15 protein-coding genes are annotated in these 16,709 nt (G+C 69.0%); all 15 read right to left on the minus strand.

Features of this window, described 5'->3' with window-relative positions:
• Positions 1-12: 12 nt before the first annotated feature.
• Complete coding sequence (locus tag C5B99_RS08100) at positions 13-1,473, minus strand: glutamate synthase subunit beta (RefSeq protein WP_104241252.1); 1,461 nt, start codon at positions 1,471-1,473, stop codon at positions 13-15.
• Positions 1,466-6,013 (minus strand): glutamate synthase large subunit, encoded by a 4,548-nt coding sequence (gene gltB / locus C5B99_RS08105; RefSeq protein ID WP_258063123.1) that lies wholly within the window; start codon positions 6,011-6,013, stop codon positions 1,466-1,468. Before gltB ends, C5B99_RS08100 begins: the two co-directional genes overlap by 8 nt.
• Before the next feature lie 209 nt (positions 6,014-6,222).
• Positions 6,223-7,281: a prolipoprotein diacylglyceryl transferase gene (gene lgt, locus C5B99_RS08110; RefSeq protein WP_104241254.1), complete on the minus strand. Its 1,059-nt coding sequence runs from the start codon at positions 7,279-7,281 to the stop codon at positions 6,223-6,225.
• The gene (trpA, locus tag C5B99_RS08115; protein WP_374953461.1) at positions 7,278-8,132 is read right to left on the minus strand and encodes a tryptophan synthase subunit alpha; all 855 of its coding nucleotides are present in this window, start codon (positions 8,130-8,132) and stop codon (positions 7,278-7,280) included. Before trpA ends, lgt begins: the two co-directional genes overlap by 4 nt.
• Positions 8,129-9,373 (minus strand): tryptophan synthase subunit beta, encoded by a 1,245-nt coding sequence (gene trpB, locus C5B99_RS08120; RefSeq protein WP_104241255.1) that lies wholly within the window; start codon positions 9,371-9,373, stop codon positions 8,129-8,131. Before trpB ends, trpA begins: the two co-directional genes overlap by 4 nt.
• Positions 9,370-10,143 carry an indole-3-glycerol phosphate synthase TrpC gene (gene trpC, locus C5B99_RS08125; RefSeq protein WP_104241256.1) on the minus strand — a complete coding sequence of 258 codons (774 nt, stop codon included), beginning with the start codon at positions 10,141-10,143 and terminating at the stop codon, positions 9,370-9,372. Before trpC ends, trpB begins: the two co-directional genes overlap by 4 nt.
• Before the next feature lies 1 nt (position 10,144).
• The gene (locus C5B99_RS08130) at positions 10,145-10,423 is read right to left on the minus strand and encodes an HGxxPAAW family protein (RefSeq protein WP_146080203.1); all 279 of its coding nucleotides are present in this window, start codon (positions 10,421-10,423) and stop codon (positions 10,145-10,147) included.
• A 34-nt stretch (positions 10,424-10,457) separates the two neighbouring features.
• Entirely contained in the window at positions 10,458-11,150 is a 693-nt protein-coding gene (locus C5B99_RS08135) for a Trp biosynthesis-associated membrane protein (protein ID WP_181064964.1), read from the minus strand.
• Entirely contained in the window at positions 11,137-11,526 is a 390-nt protein-coding gene (hisI, locus tag C5B99_RS08140) for a phosphoribosyl-AMP cyclohydrolase (RefSeq protein WP_104241258.1), read from the minus strand. The genes C5B99_RS08135 and hisI overlap by 14 nt, the downstream gene beginning before the upstream one ends.
• A complete protein-coding gene (gene hisF / locus C5B99_RS08145) occupies positions 11,523-12,326 on the minus strand; it encodes an imidazole glycerol phosphate synthase subunit HisF (RefSeq protein ID WP_104242051.1) in 804 nt (267 codons plus the stop codon). The genes hisI and hisF overlap by 4 nt, the downstream gene beginning before the upstream one ends.
• Positions 12,327-12,328: 2 nt before the next feature.
• Positions 12,329-13,168: an ATP phosphoribosyltransferase gene (hisG, locus tag C5B99_RS08150; RefSeq protein ID WP_104241259.1), complete on the minus strand. Its 840-nt coding sequence runs from the start codon at positions 13,166-13,168 to the stop codon at positions 12,329-12,331.
• Between the two features lie 120 nt (positions 13,169-13,288).
• Positions 13,289-13,552, minus strand: coding sequence for a phosphoribosyl-ATP diphosphatase (locus C5B99_RS08155; RefSeq protein ID WP_104241260.1), 264 nt, complete (start codon positions 13,550-13,552; stop codon positions 13,289-13,291).
• Between the two features lie 24 nt (positions 13,553-13,576).
• Positions 13,577-14,242: a ribulose-phosphate 3-epimerase gene (gene rpe / locus C5B99_RS08160; protein WP_104241261.1), complete on the minus strand. Its 666-nt coding sequence runs from the start codon at positions 14,240-14,242 to the stop codon at positions 13,577-13,579.
• A 9-nt stretch (positions 14,243-14,251) separates the two neighbouring features.
• Complete coding sequence (locus tag C5B99_RS08165; RefSeq protein WP_104241262.1) at positions 14,252-15,745, minus strand: RsmB/NOP family class I SAM-dependent RNA methyltransferase; 1,494 nt, start codon at positions 15,743-15,745, stop codon at positions 14,252-14,254.
• Positions 15,742-16,671 (minus strand): methionyl-tRNA formyltransferase, encoded by a 930-nt coding sequence (locus tag C5B99_RS08170; RefSeq protein ID WP_104241263.1) that lies wholly within the window; start codon positions 16,669-16,671, stop codon positions 15,742-15,744. The genes C5B99_RS08165 and C5B99_RS08170 overlap by 4 nt, the downstream gene beginning before the upstream one ends.
• Positions 16,672-16,709 lie beyond the last annotated feature (38 nt).

Here is a 16,709-nt window from a genome sequence, read left to right on the forward strand (position 1 = left end):
GTGGTGGCGGATTCAGAGGGAGATCGCGCGCTCGGTGGCGAGGATCGGCTCCGGAAGCTCCGTCGACTGTTCAAGATACCGGTCGACGGAGGCGGCTGCCGCACGTCCCTCGGCGATCGCCCAGACGATGAGCGACTGGCCGCGGCCCGCGTCGCCCGCGACGAACACTCCAGGGAGCTCCGTCTCGTACTCGGCAGTGCGGTCGAGGGCCCCCCGTGAGGTGAACGGGAGCTGCAGCTGAGGTTCGATCGTGTGCCGCTCCGGGCCCGTGAAGCCCATGGCCAGCAGCACCAGGTCGGCGGGAAGCTCGCGCTCCGTGCCCGCCTTCGGGCCGCGCGAGCCGTCGGCGCGGAACTCGGTCTCGGCGAGCCGGATCGCGCGGACCCGACCGGACTCGTCGCCGATGAACTCGACCGTGGACGCCTGGAAGGCGCGCTCTCCGCCCTCCTCGTGCGAGGTCGAGACCTCGAAGAGGGTCGGCGTCGTCGGCCACGGCTGATGCGCGGGACGCTCGGTCGGCGGCTCCTTGCCGATGGCGAGGTTCGTGACCGAGGCTGCGCCCTGGCGGTGCGACGTGCCGATGCAGTCTGCACCGGTGTCTCCACCGCCGATGACGATGACGTGCTTGTCCTCGGCATGGATCTGCGAGGCGAGGTCGTCGCCCGCGACCACGCGGTTCGACTGCGTCAGGAAGTCCATCGCGTAGTGGACGCCCTTGAGCTCGCGGCCCGGCACGGGGAGATCGCGCGGGACCAGCGCTCCGGTGGCGACCACGACGGCGTCGTAGCGCTGTCGGAGGTTGTCCCACGTGATGTCGCGACCGATCTCGATGCCGGTGCGGAAGCGAGTGCCCTCGGCGCGCATCTGCGAGAGACGAGCATCGAGTACGGACTTCTCCATCTTGAAGTCCGGGATGCCGTAGCGCAGCAGCCCGCCGATGCGGTCGTCACGCTCGAACACCGCGACCGTGTGGCCGGCGCGGGTCAGCTGCTGGGCGGCGGCGAGGCCCGCTGGCCCCGATCCGACGACGGCGACCGTCTTGCCAGTGAGGCGCTCGGGCGGGTGCGGACGGACGTTGCCCTCGGCGAAGGCGGTGTCCGCGATGGACTGCTCGACGCGCTTGATCGTGACGGCCGGCTGGTTGATGCCGAGCACGCACGACGACTCGCACGGGGCCGGGCACAGGCGTCCCGTGAACTCCGGGAAGTTGTTCGTGGCGTGCAGGCGCTCGCTCGCGCCCGCCATGTCACCGCGGAACGTCAGGTCGTTCCACTCGGGGATGATGTTGCCGAGCGGGCAGCCCTGGTGACAGAACGGAACACCGCAGTCCATGCAGCGTCCGGCCTGCCGGCGCAGCTGGGTGGGCTCCTGAGGGTCGTAGACCTCGCTGAAGTCCATGATTCGCACGGGAACGGGCCGACGCTTGGGGAGCTCGCGTTCGCGATTGGTGAGGAATCCTCTCGGGTCAGCCACGGGTTGCCTCCAGAATCTCGTGCCAGGTCGTGCTGTCATCGGGGTCGCCACCGCGTTCGATGGCGGCGTTGCGGATCTCGGTGACCTTGGCGTAGTCACGCGGGAGCACCTTCGTGAACTCCTTCGACACCGCGTCGAAGTCCTCGAGCATCTCGCGAGCGAGCTGCGAGTCGGTCTCCGCGTAGTGGCGTTCGAGGATGTCGCGCAGGATGTCGGCATCGGCGCTGGTCAGCGTCGTCAGGCCGAGCTCCCCCGTCGAGACCATGTCGGGGTTGACGAGCTTCGGGTCGAGCTTGTGCACGTAGGCGATGCCACCGGACATGCCCGCACCGAAGTTCTTGCCCGTCTCCCCCAGGATCACGGCGAGTCCGCCGGTCATGTACTCGAGCGCGTGGTCGCCGACGGCCTCCGCCACCGCAGTGGCGCCGGAGTTGCGGACGAGGAAGCGCTCGCCGACGACGCCGCTCAGGAACATGGTTCCGCTCGTCGCGCCGTAGCCGATGACGTTGCCCGCGATGACGTTCTCGTGCGACTTGAACGGCGCACGCTCGTCGGGCCTGAGGATGATCTCGCCACCGCTGAGCCCCTTGCCGACGTAGTCGTTCGAGTCGCCGACGAGCCGGATGCGGATGCCGTTCGGCAGGAACGCGCCAAGCGACTGCCCTGCGGTCCCCCGCAGTTCGATGTCGATCGTGCCTGCTGGCAGGCCGTGCTCACCGTGCTTGAGGGTCACGTGGTGCCCGAGCATCGTGCCTACGGCGCGGTCGGTGTTGATGACGTCCATCGACACCTTGACGGACTCGCCGCGCTCGAGCGCCTGCTCGGCGAGCGTGAGCAGCTTCTGGTCGAAGTGCTGGTCGAGCTCGTGCTCCTGGGTGACAAGGCTCCGAGTCGGCGCATCGCCGAACTCGTGGCCGGTGAGCACGCGCGAGAGGTCGAGCCCCTCGGTCTTCCAGTGATGCATCGCCTCGTCGACTTCGAGGAGCTCGCGCTTCCCGATGATCTCGTCCAGTGAGCGCACGCCGAGCTCCGCGAGGTACTCGCGGACCTCCTGCGCGACGAACTCGAAGAAGTTCACGACGTGGTCGGCTTGGCCCGTGTAGCGGGCGCGCAGCTCAGGGTTTTGCGTGGCGACGCCGACCGGGCACGTGTCGAGGTGGCAGACGCGCATCATGATGCAGCCGGAGACGACGAGCGCCGCGGTCGCGAAGCCGAACTCCTCGGCACCGAGCAGGGCGCCGACGATGACATCGCGGCCCGTCTTGAGCTGACCGTCCACCTGCACGACCACGCGGTCGCGCAGCCCGTTGAGCATGAGCGTCTGCTGCGTCTCGGCAAGGCCGAGCTCCCACGGGGTTCCGGCGTGCTTGAGGGAGTTGAGGGGCGAGGCGCCGGTGCCGCCGTCGTGGCCTGAGACCAGGACGACGTCGGCAAGCGCCTTCGTCACACCGGCCGCGACTGCGCCGATGCCGTTCTCACTCACGAGCTTCACGTGGATGCGCGCCGACGGGTTCGCGCGCTTGAGGTCGAAGATCAGCTGCTTGAGATCCTCGATGGAGTAGATGTCGTGGTGAGGGGGCGGGGAGATCAGACCCACGCCAGGTGTCGCGTGGCGCGTCCGAGCCACCCAGGGGTAGACCTTCGTCGGAGGCAGCTGCCCGCCTTCGCCCGGCTTCGCGCCCTGCGCCAGCTTGATCTGGATGTCATCCGCGTGGGTCAGGTACATGCTCGTGACGCCGAACCGGCCCGAGGCGACCTGCTTGATGGCGCTGCGTCGCTCAGGATCGAGGAGGCGCTCGACGTCCTCGCCACCCTCACCCGTGTTCGACTTGCCGCCGATGCGGTTCATCGCGATGGCGAGCGTCTCGTGCGCTTCCTTCGAGATGGAGCCGTAGCTCATGGCACCGGTCTGGAAGCGCTTGAGGATCTCGGAAGCCGGCTCGACCTCGTCGATCGGGATCGGTGTCCGGTCGCCCACCTTGAGCTTGAAGAGCCCGCGCAGCGTCATGGTCTCCGCGGCCTGGTCGTCGACGAGCTTCGTGTACTCCTTGAAGATGTCGTAGCGGCCCTCGCGCGTCGAGTGCTGCAGGCGGAAGATCGTGTTCGGGTTGAAGAGGTGCGGTGGCCCCTCACGGCGCCACTGGTACTCGCCGCCGATGTCGAGGGGGCGGTGCGACGCGGGAGCAGCCTGGGCCGGGTACGCGTGGCGGTGGCGGAGCTGGTTCTCGCGGGCGATGCCCTCGAGCCCCATTCCGGAGATCTTGCTCGCCGTGCCCGTGAAGTACTCGCTGACGAGCTCGTTCGAGAGGCCGACGGCCTCGAAGCACTGCGCGCCCGCGTAGGAGGAGACCGCGGAGATGCCCATCTTCGACATGATCTTCAGGACGCCCTTGCCGAGCGCCTTGATGAGGTTGGCGACCGCCTTCTCCTCGGAGACTCCGGTGAGCTTGCCCTGACGGACCATGTCCTCGCAGGATTCCATCGCCAGGTACGGGTTGACGGCGGAAGCGCCGTAGCCGAGCAGCACTGCGACGTGGTGCACCTCGCGGACATCGCCCGCCTCGATGACCAGGCCGACGCGCATCCTGCGTTCCGTGCGGATCAGGTGGTGGTGCACGGCACTCGTCATGAGCAGCGAGGGGATGGGCGCGTAGTCCCGGTTCGAGTCGCGGTCGGAGAGCACGATGAAGCCGGCGCCGGCGTCGATCGCGCGGTCGGCCTCCTCGCACAGCTCCTCGAGCCGCTTGCGCAGCCCCTCGACGCCGTCGTCGACCCGGTAGCAGCCGCGGAGCGTCTCCGCCGCGTCGATACCGGGGCGCTGCTCGATGTGCTGGATCTTCGCGAGCTGGTCGTTGTCGATGACCGGGAAGTCCAGCACGACCTGACGCGCGTGCTCAGGGCCGGCGCTGAGGAGGTTCTCCTGCGGCCCGATGCTCGTCGTGAGGCTCGTCACGACCTCCTCGCGGATCGAGTCGAGCGGCGGGTTCGTCACCTGCGCGAAGTTCTGCGTGAAGTAGTCGAAGACGAGCCGCGGTCGGTCCGTGAGGATCGCGATGGGCGTGTCCGTGCCCATGGCTCCGATCGGCTCAGCACCGTTCTTCGCCATCGGAGCGAGCAGGATGCGCAGCTCCTCCTCGGTGTAGCCGAAGGTGCGCTGGCGGCGCTCGACGGAGGCCGGAGTGTGCGTGACGTGCTCGCGCTCCGGGAGCTCGGCGAGGTTGATGCGACCCTCATCGAGCCAGTCCCCCCACGGCTGCAGCTCCGCGAGGTCGTGCTTGACCTCATCGTCTTCGATGAGGCGGCCGACCTCGGTGTCCACGAGGAGCACCTGTCCTGGGCGCAGACGCCCCTTGCGGATGACGGTCGCGGGGTCGAGGCTGGCGACCCCGACCTCGGAGCCCAGCACTATGAGGCCGTCGGCTGTCTGCACGAAGCGGCCGGGGCGAAGTCCGTTCCGGTCGAGCGTCGCGCACACGTAGCGGCCGTCGGTGAAGGCCATCGCCGCGGGCCCGTCCCACGGCTCCATGATGAGCGAGTGGTACTCGTAGAAGTCACGCACCTCGGCGCTCAGGTCCTCTGCGGTCTCCCACGCTGCCGGCACCATCATGTGCACGGCGTGCGCGAGGGAGCGGCCCGAGAGGGTGAGCAGCTCCAGCACCTCGTCGAAGGATGCCGAGTCGCTGGCGCCCTCGGTCACGATCGGGAACAGGTCTGCGACGTCGCCGAGGATCTCGGAGCGCAGCTGCGACTGCCGGGCGCGCATCCAGTTGCGGTTGCCGCGAACCGTGTTGATCTCGCCGTTGTGCGCCATCATGCGCATCGGCTGCGCGAGCTGCCACGACGGGAACGTGTTCGTCGAGTAGCGCGAGTGCACGATCGCGAGCTTGGAGGCGAAGCGCTCATCGCTCAGGTCCGGGTAGAACGGCTCCAGCTGCAGGGTCGTGACCATGCCCTTGTAGGTGATCGAGCGGCACGAGAGCGACATGAAGTACACGCCGAGCGAATGCTCGGCGCGCTTGCGCATCCGGTAGCACTGCCGGTCGAGGGACGCGCCCTTGCGTGGGTTCCCTCGGAAGTTCTGGCGCTCGCTGCGCACGAAGAGCTGCTCGATGACGGGCATCGCGGCCCGAGCCAGCTTGCCGAGCTCGTCGGGCTGCACGGGAACCTCGCGCCAGCCGATGACGCGGAGGTCCTCTTCTGCCGCGAGCTTGGCGATGCCAGCCTTGACCCTGGCCCGCTCGTCGGCGTCCACGGGAAGGTAGGCGTTGCCGACCGCGTAGCGGCCATCGGCAGGCAGGTCGAAGCCGCTGACCGCGCGGAAGAAGTCGTCCGGGATCGCCGTCAGGATGCCAGCGCCGTCTCCGGTGCCCGCATCCGAGCCGACAGCGCCGCGGTGCTCCATGTGGCGGAGCGCGTCGAGCGCGTGGTCGATGATGTCGTGACCCGGCGTGCCACGCAGGGTGGCGACCATCGCGAGCCCACAGGCGTCGCGTTCGTTGGCAGGGTCGTACAGACCGGCTGCTGCTGGGTAGCCATTCATTGGAAAGGCGGCGGAGGTCATAACTCGTCCCCTCGTCGGTGGTGCCATGGGTCGCTTGGCGGACTCGACAGAAGACTGATGTTGACGGAGCCCGTTCGGGGCGGGTGCCTACAGGCGTCCGTCGGTCCATTCAGCAGATTACGACCGCTGTGTTACTTCTGTGTTTCGAGGTGCACGTGCAAGGCCCGAGAGGGGTGGGCTGTTTCGCCTCAGCTCTTCGAGGACGTGGAGACTTCTTCGCTCTCATCAGGGGTATTTTCCACGTCGCCCGAGTTAGGCTTGGCTTCGGAAGTTTCCTCGTCGTGAACCGAAGATTGCGTGGAGGTTTCCTCCTCGGCGTCGAGGTCGTCGTCGCCGTCGAGTTCGTCGGCCTCAGCACCATGAGCGCCCTCAGCGGCCCTGGCTGCCTCGGACTCCGGATCGCGCCCGGGAAGGTAGATGCTCGTGCTCAGCTGCGAGACCGGCAGGCGTGAGACGTAGATGAAGAGCGCGATGCCGACGATGACGAGGCACAGGGCCCCGAAGACGTTCGAGCGCATCCCGAGGATCACCTCGGAGTAGTCGACGCGAATGGACTCGATCCACATGCGTCCGGTTCCGTACCAGATGAGGTAGGCGGCGAGCGTCTTGCCCGTTCGCCACCGGAACATGCGCTCGAGGAGCACGATGAGGGCGATGCCGGCGAGGTTCCAGAGCATCTCGTACAGGAACGTGGGATGGAAGAGCGTCCCCTCCGGCAAGCCGACGGGGAAGGCTGGATTGCTCGCCTCGATCTGCAGGCCCCACGGCAGGTCGGTGGGCCAGCCGTAGAGCTCGTGGTTGAAGTAGTTGCCGAGGCGCCCGACGGCCTGTGCCAGGAGGAGGCCGGGGATGAGCGCGTCCGAGAACGCGAGCATGCGGATGCCCGTCATCCGGCTCGCGATGAAGATGCCGATCGCTCCGCCGATGAGGGAGCCGATGATGGCGTTGCCGCCCTCCCAGATGAAGAAGATGCGCCAGAAGTTGGCGCCCTCGAAGAAGTAGTCGGCGGGATGCGTGAAGACGTGGTACAGACGCGCGCCGAGCAGCCCGAGCAGCACGGCCCAGATGGCGAAGTCGACCGTGATCCACTTCTCACCGCCACGCGCGGTGAGCCGTCGGTCCGTCCACAGCACGGCGAGGATCATGCCCGCCACGATGAAGAGCGCGTAGAGGTGCACCGTGAGCGGCCCGACCTCGAAGCTCGCCCACTCGAGGGGCGGGCTGGGGATTCCGGTCAGTGGCGTCATGCCTGTTCCTTCGAAGATGAAGCGTCGAGAGCGGTTCCGGTCGCGAGCTGGGCGGCGACCTCGGCGACAGCGGGCACGCCGCCGGAGGCGAGGGCCTTGACCAGCGCGGATCCGACGATGGCGCCCTCCGCATACGCGAGCACCTCGCGGACCTGCTCTGCGGTCGAGATGCCGAGGCCGACGCAGGCTCGTGTGCAGCCGTGCGCGTGGAGTCGGTCCGCGAGCGAGCGAGCGGCCTGGTCGACGTCCGCCCGGGCTCCCGTGATGCCCATGGTCGAGACCGTGTACACGAAGCCGCTGCTGGAGTTGATGACCAGGTCGAGGCGCACGTCGCTCGAGCTGGGGGCCGCGAGGAAGACGCGGTCGAGCTCGTGCGCCTGCGAGGCGGCAATCCACTCCCCACCCTCGTCGGGGACGAGGTCGGGGGTGATGAGTCCGTTGCCACCCGCTGCCGCGAGGTCGCGGGCGAACGCGTCGACGCCGTACTGCATGACGAGGTTCCAGTAGGTCATGACGACGATCGGCGCATCCACCTCGGCGCGGATCTGGCGGATGGCCTCGAAGACGTGCTCCGTGCGGAAGCCGCCCTCGAGCGCCTGAACAGCTGCGGCCTGGATGACGGGGCCGTCCATGACCGGGTCCGAGTACGGCATGCCGAGCTCGATGACGTCGACGCCCGCCTTGACGACCGCGATAGCCGCGGCCACTGACGTGTCGAAGTCGGGGAATCCGACAGGCAGGTAGGCGACGAGCGCGCCCCTGCGGTCCCGATTCGCTGTGTCGATGACCTGCTCGAGGGCGGATGTCGCGGACGGGATCGGGGAAGCCGCGGTGGTCGATGCTGAGGTCACTTGACTTCTCCCTCGGTGCGGTCCGGGTTGCCGAGGCCGAAGTACTCGGCTGCGGTCTCCATGTCCTTGTCGCCGCGCCCCGAGAGCGAGACCAGGATCGTCGCGTCCGGACCGAGCTCCTTGCCGAGCTCGAGCGCGCCGGCGAGGCCGTGGCTGGACTCGATGGCCGGGATGATGCCCTCGGTGCGCGAGAGCAGCCGGAAGGCCTCCATCGCCGCCGCATCCGTCACCGGGAGGTACGTTGCGCGGCCGATGGCGGCGAGGTGGGCGTGCTCTGGTCCGACGCCGGGATAGTCGAGGCCCGCCGAGATCGAGTGCGACTCGATGGTCTGCCCGTCGACGTCCTGCAGGAGCAGGGTGCGAGCGCCGTGGAGCACTCCAGGGCGACCGGCGCCGATCGTCGCGGCGTGACGTGGCGTGTCGACGCCGTCGCCAGCGGCTTCGTAGCCGTAGAGCGCCACCGAGGGGTCATCGAGGAACGCGCTGAAGATGCCGATCGCGTTGGAGCCGCCGCCGACGCACGCGACGACGGCGTCGGGCAGAGCACCGGTCAGGTCGAGCACCTGCTGGCGCGCCTCCTCGCCGATGATGGCCTGGAGGTCGCGCACCAGCGCGGGGAACGGGTGCGGGCCCGCCGCAGTGCCGAACACGTAGTTCGTCGTGTCGACGGACGCGACCCAGTCGCGCATGGCGTCGTTGATCGCATCCTTGAGCGTCGCCGAGCCGGACTCGACGGCCACGACCTCTGCGCCCAGGAGTCGCATCCGCGCGACGTTGAGTGCCTGGCGAGCCGTGTCGACGGCACCCATGTAGATCGTGCAGTCGAGCCCGAAGAGCGCCGCAGCAGTCGCGGTCGCGACGCCGTGCTGGCCTGCGCCGGTCTCGGCGATGACTCGCGTCTTTCCGATGCGCTTCGTCAGCAGGGCCTGACCGAGCACGTTGTTGATCTTGTGCGAACCCGTGTGGTTGAGGTCTTCGCGCTTGAGGATGATGCGGGCGCCGCCAGCGTGCGCGGCGAACCGCGGCGCCTCGGTGATGATCGAGGGGCGGCCGGAGTAGTCGCGGTGCAGTCGGGAGAGCTCAGCCCAGAATTCATCGTCGGCTTTCGCCGCCTCCCAGGCGCTCGACAGCTCGTCGAGAGCCGCCATGAGGCTCTCCGGGACGAAGCGGCCGCCGAACTCCCCGTAGTAGGGGCCGGAGGCGTTCCGCAGCGATGTGGTGTCTGGGGGCAAGGTGCTCATGCGAGGTGGAAGGTCTCCAAAGTAGATTCCGGGTTGCCGCCCGTCACGAGCGCCTCCCCGATGAGAACGGCGTCTGCGCCAGCGTCGCGGTAGCGACGCACGTGAGCTGGCTCGAGGACCGCCGATTCGGCGACCTTGACGACATCGTTCGGGTAGAGGGGAGCAAGCTCCCCGAAGAGCTCCGGGTGGAGCTCGAAGGTCGCGAGGTTGCGAGCGTTGACGCCGAGGATCCTTGCGCCGGCGTCGAGACCGCGCAGCAGCTCGTCCTTCGAATGCGCTTCGATGAGCGCCGTCATGCCGAGCTGCTCGGTGAACTCGGCGAGGCGGACGAGCGTCGACTGGTCGAGCCCCGCGACGATGAGCAGGGCCAGGTCGGCCCCGCACGCGCGGGCTTCCAGCAGCTGGTACTCCTCTGCGATGAACTCCTTGCGGAGTACGGGGACGGCGACCGTGTCGCGCACCGCGCGGAGGTCGTCGAGCGAGCCGAGGAACTTGCGCTGCTCGGTGAGCACGGAGATCGCGGCTGCACCCCCACGTTCGTAGGATGCCGCCAGCACAGCGGGGTCGGGGATGTCGGCGAGGCGACCCCGAGAGGGGCTGGCTCGCTTGACCTCCGCGATGATGTTGACGCGCTCCGAGCGGGCGAGCGCCCCGTACGCATCGAGCGCAGGGGCGACGTCGGAGATTCGAGCCTCGAGGACGCTCGAGGGAGTGCGCTCCCGCCGTTCAGCCGCGTCCTCGAGAGCGCCGTGGTACAGCGACTCGAGCAAGCTAGTGCGCCTTCGGACCGAAGCCGAGACGAGCGAGCAGCGGCCAGGCGATGGCCCCGATCACGATCGCGACGACGCCGACCCAGGTGACGATGTTCTGGTCGAACCAGATGCCGAGCGTGCCGACGGTGAAGCCGACGAGCATGATGAGGACTCCGGTCCACGCGGCAACGGAGTGGCCGTGGCTCTCGTGAGGCTCCTGCAGCGGCGCCTCCTGGACCTCTTCGGCCTCTTCGATGCTCGTGGGTTCGTGGGACGTCTTCGCGGCCAGTTCAGTCATGAGGGTGCTCCTTGTCACGTGCGCTGGGGTAAGTCTAGCTGGATGCTCGCGAGCCACCCGCGTCGGTGGGGTCGTCGCCGTGGCTCAGCGCATCCCATTGCTCGACACGCTGATCGCTGCCCGCCGGGGCGTCCGCGCGAACGTCACCCGCCGGTTGTCCATTCTCGGGCATCTCGTCGGCCGCTTCCAGTGAAGTCGTCGAGAAGCGCCGTCCACTCGTCGGCCACCGGCGGGCCGTGACGATCGCGAGCACGCCGGCGAAGGCGAGGACGGCGCCGGCGACGACGGCCAGCCATGGCCAGAATCCGACGGAGACCGCTCCGGCGGCGACCGCATCCGCGATCGTCTGCTCGCCCGCGAGTCCCGATGCTGCCGTCACCTCCGGTGCGATGGCCGGGGCCGGGTTGCCGACCGCGACGAAGGACTGCAGCACCAGGACCGCGCCGACGAGCGTGAGCAGCCCGCCGAGCACGTATCTGAACACGACTCCCGCCAGGGCCAGCGCCGCGAGGACGGCGAGGGCAGCCAGAGCGAGCGCCATGACGGCCGGGGCTGCGACGTCTCCGCGGACCTCGCCCGCGAACGTCTGCGCCCCGAGGGACACCTCGAACGAGAACCACACCTGCGACCAGGCGAGGATCGCCAGACCCGCGCCGACGACGATCGCGAGGAGCGTGCCGCGCTTACCGCGCTTGCCGCGCTTGCCCGCAGCGTCAGGCGACGTCATGGGCCGGGAACTCGAGCGCGAGGTCGTCGCCGTCGAAGCAGGTTCGGGTACCGGTGTGGCAGGCAGGGCCGTGCTGGTCGACGCCCAGGAGGATCGTGTCGGCATCGCAGTCGAGCGCGAAGCTCACGAGGCGCTGCGTATTGCCGGAGGTGTCGCCCTTGCGCCACAGCTCCGAACGAGAGCGCGACCAGTAGACGACCCGCCCCTCGGTCAGGGTCATGCGCAGCGACTCCGCGTTCAACCAGGCGAGCATGAGCACCTCGCGGGTGTCGTGCCGGGTCACGACTGCCGGAACCAGGCCGCGGTCGTCGAACGAGACGCGCGAGAGGATCTCGTCGATCTGCCGAGCGGCAACGGGGAACGTGGATGCCGTCATCGGACGCTCCGCCTGACGGTGACTCCTGCTTCGGCCAGGGAGTCCTTCACCTGGCCGATCGTGAACTGCCGGTGGTGGAAGACGCTCGCGGCCAGCACGGCGTCCGCGCCGGCCTCGACGGCGGGAGCGAAGTGCTCGAGCGCACCCGCTCCGCCGGACGCGATGACGGGGACCGTCGCCAGCTCGCGGACGAGGCGGGTCAGCTCCAGATCGAAGCCGGCCTTCGTGCCATCAGCGTCCATGGAGTTGACGAGGAGCTCCCCCGCGCCGCGCTCGATGGCCTCGCGGGCCCAGCTGAGCGCGTCGATCCCAGTGTCTGTTCGCCCACCGTGGGACGTCACGACGAACCCGGACTCGGTCGATGCCGAGCGCTTCACATCCAGCGAGAGGACGAGGACCTGGTTGCCGAACGTCGACGAGATCTCATCGAGCAGCGCCGGCCGTGCGATCGCCGCAGAGTTCACGCCGACCTTGTCGGCGCCGCACGCGAGCAGCACGCGAACGTCCTCGACGCTGCGCACCCCACCGCCGACGGTGAGCGGGATGAAGACCTGCTCCGCCGTCCGCGTGACGAGGTCGTAGGTGGTCCCCCGTCCCTCGCTCGAGGCGGTCACATCGAGGAAGGTGAGCTCATCCGCACCCTGCTCGGCGTAGAGCGCCGCGAGCTCGACGGGGTCGCCCGCATCCTGCAGATCCAGGAAGTTGACGCCCTTGACGACACGCCCCTCGGCCACATCGAGGCAGGGGATGACGCGCGTTGCGAGCCCCGTGGACTTCGGGGCGGATGAGGAGACGGTCATCATCACACCCGGACGGCTTGCAGCGCCGTCACGATGATGGCCTTGGCCCCAGCATCCTGGAGCTGGTCCATGACCTGGTTGAGCTCGTTCTGCGGCACCATGGAGCGCACCGCGACCCACTCCGAGTCGCGCAACGGGGAGATCGTCGGCGACTGGAAGCCGGGTGTGATCGCCAGAGCCGCGTCGAGCTTCGACGACTCGATGTCGTAGTCCATGATCGCGTAGCGTCGCGCGACGAGCACACCGTCGAGGCGGCCGAGGAGGCGACGCGCAGCGTGCTCCTTCTCCGGCGTCGAGATGAGGACCGCCGTGGATTCGAGGATGACCGGCCCGAAGACCTCGAGGCCGGCCTTGCGCAGCGTGCCACCCGTGGAGACGACGTCGGCCACGGCATCCGCGACGCCGAGCCTGATGGCCGACTCGACCGCCCCCTCCAGGGGCACTAGCTCAGCTTCGATGCCCGCCCGGGCGAACCAGGAGCCGAGCAGGCCCGTGTAGCTCGTCGCCACGCGCTTGCCCTGCAACTGGCTGACATCGGTGAACTCGCCGGCGGGGCCCGCGAATCGGAAGGTTGAGTCGCCGAAGTCCAGCGCACGGACCTCCTTGGCGGCCGACTCGGTGTTCAAGAGGAAGTCGCGGCCCGTGATGCCAGCGTCGAGGACACCCGAGCCCACGTAGGTCGCGATGTCACGAGGCCGAAGGTAGAAGAACTCGACGTCGTTGATCGGATCGATGGCGACGAGCTCACGGCTGTCGCCGCGGCCGCGGTAGCCGGCCTCCTGCAGCATTTCGTTGGCCGTCTCGGCGAGCATGCCCTTGTTTGGCACGGCGATGCGAAGCATTGTTGGAACGTCCTTGGTTCTGGGAGTCATGAATCGGGGTGGGTGCGCGCTGCCCGGTGACGTCACCGGCGTCTGCGCACGTCTCGCGCGGGCCGGTCGAGAGCGGAGAGCTCGTGCCTGCTAGAGGTTGCGGTAGACGTCGTCGAGCGTGAGGCCCTTGGCGAGCATGAGGACCTGCAGATGGTAGAGCAGCTGCGAGATCTCCTCAGCCGTCTCCTCGTCGCTCTCGTATTCGGCGGCCATCCAGACCTCAGCGGCCTCCTCGACGATCTTCTTCCCGATCGTATGCACGCCCGCGTCGAACTCTCGGACCGTGCCTGAACCCTCTGGTCGGGAGGCGATCTTCTCGGAGAGCTCTGCGAACAGCGTGTCGAAGGATTTCACAGGCACAGCGTAGTCGCTTGGCGCCTAGTGCGCGTGCCGGGCATCCGCTGCAGCGGCGCGCAGCGCCGCGATCTGCTCACCGGGATCACCGCGGAACACGGCCGATCCGGCGACGAAGGTATCGGCGCCGTTCGCTGCCGCGAGCTCGATCGTGTCGAGCGAGATCCCGCCGTCGACCTGGAGCCAGGTCTCGAGGCCGTGCGACTTCCTGAGCCTGTCGGCCCTCGCCAGCTTCGGCATCATGTCCGCCATGAAGGACTGACCTCCGAAGCCGGGCTCCACGGTCATGATGAGCAGCTGGTCGAAGTGGGGCAGGATCTCCTCGACGGCGCTGAGGGGCGTCGCCGGGTTGATGGCGATGCCAGCGCGCGCGCCTCGCTCCTTCAACCGCTTGGCGAGGGTCACGGGACTCGTCGCGGCCTCCGCATGGAAGGTCACCGAGAACACGCCCATCTCCGCGAACTGGGGAGCCCAGCGGTCCGGGTCCTCGATCATGAGGTGCAGGTCGAGCGGCACGGGGCTGATCTCCTGCAGACGCTCCACCATCGGCTGCCCGAACGTGAGGTTCGGCACGAAGTGGTTGTCCATGACGTCGACGTGCGCCGCATCGGCTGAGGCGATGCGTCCGAGATCTCGCTCGAAGTTGGCGAAGTCGGCGGCCAGGATGCTGGGGTTGATGCGCGCGTTCACGGGGCGATCCTACGGGGTCGGGGTCTCCTGCTGAGCGGGTGCTCGGCGCAGGAGAGCGAGGAACATGGCGTCGGTGCCGTGGCGGTGGGGCCAGAGCTGCACGAGCGTGCCGTCGCCGAGGGGGCGTTCGCCGAGGTCCAGTTCACCGGTCGTCGAGGCACGGCTCACGATCGCGGCCGCGTCCAGCACCTCAGCGCCAGACAGCCGAACCGCGCGGCGCACGACACCGGTCGTCTCGGCCTGGTGGGGCGAGCAGGTGACGTAGGCCACGATGCCGCCTGGCTTCACGGTGGCGAGCGCCGCCTCGAGCAGCTGCTCCTGCAGCTGGACGAGCTCGCTCACGTCGCTGCTCTGCTTCCGCCAGCGAGCCTCCGGCCTGCGCCGCAGCGCGCCGAGGCCCGTGCAGGGGGCGTCGAGGAGGACCCGATCGAACTCCCCAGGGTGGCTCTCGGCGAATGAGCGTCCGTCCTCGTTGGTGACGGAGACGGGAGCCGCGAGCGGGGCGAGCGCCGTGCGGACGAGCCCGGCGCGAGCCGGCACGAGCTCGTTGGCGGTGAGCTTGGCGCCGAGCTCGGTAGCGCTGGCAGCGAGCAGCGCAGCCTTGCCCCCGGGGCCGGCGCACATGTCGAGCCAGCGCTCGCCGGCGAGGACCGGCGCCGCCTCGAGCAGCGCGAGCGTGACCAGCTGCGAGCCCTCGTCCTGGACGCGTGCCCTGCCCGCCTTGACCTGAGGGACCCAGGACGGGTCGCCCGAGGCGAGCGTCAGCCCGCGAGGCGAGACTCGGCCTGGCCCGAGGAGATCGGGGTTCGTCTCGATGAGCTCGCCGGGCGTGTCGAAGCCGGGGAGGGACACGATGCTGACGGCTGGCGACACATTGTCGGCGGCGAGTGTCGCGGCGAGCTCGTCGCCGCGCTCTTCCGCCGCGAGCGAGTCGCGCAGTGCGCGCACGATCCAGTCCGGATGCGAGTGGCGCACCGCGAGAGCCTGCTCCTCGCTCTGCCCCGTCGTGATCTCGTCGAGCCACTCGTCGAGTCCGGTGCGCGAGATCTTCCGAAGGATGGCGTTGACGAACCCGGAGGCGCCTCGGGACGCGATGCGGGCGGCCTGCTCGACCGACTCGTTGACCGCAGCGTGACTCGGCGTGCGCATGCTGAGCAGCTGGTGCGCGCCCAGCCGGAGGACATCGAGGATCGGCGGGTCGATATCGCGGACGTCGCGTCCGGAGGCCTCGGCGATGATCGCGTCGTACGTGCCTCGACGACGCAGCGTGCCGTAGGTCAGCTCGGTCGCAAGGCCCGCATCCGACGGGGAGAGCCGTGCCGCCGAGATCCGGTGCGGAAGCAGGAGGTTGGCGTAGGCGTCGTCCTCGTCGACAGCTCTGAGAACCTCGAACGCCACCTGGCGTGAGCGAGTGACCGAGCGACCGGCGGTCGGCTGGTCAGGGCGCCGCCTGCCCTCCGAGGGGCGGTTCCCGCGGCGTCCCCCTGCATCGGCCGGGCTCATGCGAGCACCAGCGTCTCGGCATCGCGCCTGCCGCGGAGCCAGTCTCGCGCTGGCATCGGCTTCTTCCCGGCGGGCTGGACCGTGACGAGCTGGAGGGGCTGCGTGCCCGTGCCGACGAAGATGTCCTGGCCGACGACAGCGAGCTGCCCCGGTGCAAGCGGCGGCACGTCGATGGCCTCGCTCGGGCGTGCGATGCGCAGGATGCGCAACGGCTGTCCGTCGACGTGCGCCACCGCGCCCGGCTCTGGAGTCACGCCGCGGATGTGCGCGTCCACGCTCACGAGCGGAGCCGCCCAGTCGACCGCGGAATCCTGCTTCCGCAGCTTCGCCGCGGTGGTGGGTTCGCCGACCTGCGGTTTGGCGATCAGCGCGTCTTCGCTGATCCCCTGCACCGTCTCCGCGAGGAAGGCCGCTCCCTCCCCCGCGAGGCGCTCGAGGAGCTCCCCCGAGGTCTCGGTCTCGCCGATCGGCGAAGCCTGGGTCGCGAAGACCGGCCCCTCGTCGAGGCCGACCGTCAGCTGGAAGACGGTCATACCCGTCGACGAGTCGCCACGCATGACGGCACGCTGGGCCGGGGCGGCGCCGCGCAGGTCGGGGAGCAGCGAGAAGTGCAGGTTGATCCAGCCGCGCCCGGGCACATCGAGCGTCGCGGCGTCGATGAGCGCCCCGTAGGCGACGATGACGCCGAGCTCGGCATCGAGGCTCGCGAGCTCAGCGGTCACGTCCGGGGACATGCGGTTGCTCTTGATCACCCGAAGGCCGAGCTCCGCCGCGCGGGCCGCCACGGGGGATGGCGTGAGCGCCCTCGCACGACCCACCTTGGCATCGTCGCGCGTGAGGACCGCCGCGATCTCGTGACCGTCGTCCACGAGCGCCTCAAGGCTGGGGACGGCGGTGGATGGGGTGCCGGCGAAGACGAGCCGCATAGCTGGTGCCTCTCGAGGTTGGTGCGAGTGTGGTGCTG

It is taken from the genome of Pseudoclavibacter sp. Z016 (genome assembly GCF_002931215.1).
In the GTDB taxonomy this organism is placed as follows: domain Bacteria; phylum Actinomycetota; class Actinomycetes; order Actinomycetales; family Microbacteriaceae; genus Pseudoclavibacter.

Excerpts from the sequence above, each read along its gene's own strand:
- lgt (WP_104241254.1), bottom strand. The coding sequence starts at position 7,281 with ATGACGCCACTGACCGGAATCCCCAGCCCGCCCCTCGAGTGGGCGAGC.
- C5B99_RS08165 (WP_104241262.1), bottom strand. The coding sequence starts at position 15,745 with ATGAGCCCGGCCGATGCAGGGGGACGCCGCGGGAACCGCCCCTCGGAG.
- hisF (WP_104242051.1), bottom strand. The coding sequence starts at position 12,326 with ATGACCGTCTCCTCATCCGCCCCGAAGTCCACGGGGCTCGCAACGCGC.
- C5B99_RS08135 (WP_181064964.1), bottom strand. The coding sequence starts at position 11,150 with ATGACGTCGCCTGACGCTGCGGGCAAGCGCGGCAAGCGCGGTAAGCGC.
- C5B99_RS08170 (WP_104241263.1), bottom strand. The coding sequence starts at position 16,671 with ATGCGGCTCGTCTTCGCCGGCACCCCATCCACCGCCGTCCCCAGCCTT.
- hisI (WP_104241258.1), bottom strand. The coding sequence starts at position 11,526 with ATGACGGCATCCACGTTCCCCGTTGCCGCTCGGCAGATCGACGAGATC.
- trpB (WP_104241255.1), bottom strand. The coding sequence starts at position 9,373 with ATGAGCACCTTGCCCCCAGACACCACATCGCTGCGGAACGCCTCCGGC.
- hisG (WP_104241259.1), bottom strand. The coding sequence starts at position 13,168 with ATGCTTCGCATCGCCGTGCCAAACAAGGGCATGCTCGCCGAGACGGCC.
- C5B99_RS08130 (WP_146080203.1), bottom strand. The coding sequence starts at position 10,423 with ATGACTGAACTGGCCGCGAAGACGTCCCACGAACCCACGAGCATCGAA.
- gltB (WP_258063123.1), bottom strand. The coding sequence starts at position 6,013 with ATGAATGGCTACCCAGCAGCAGCCGGTCTGTACGACCCTGCCAACGAA.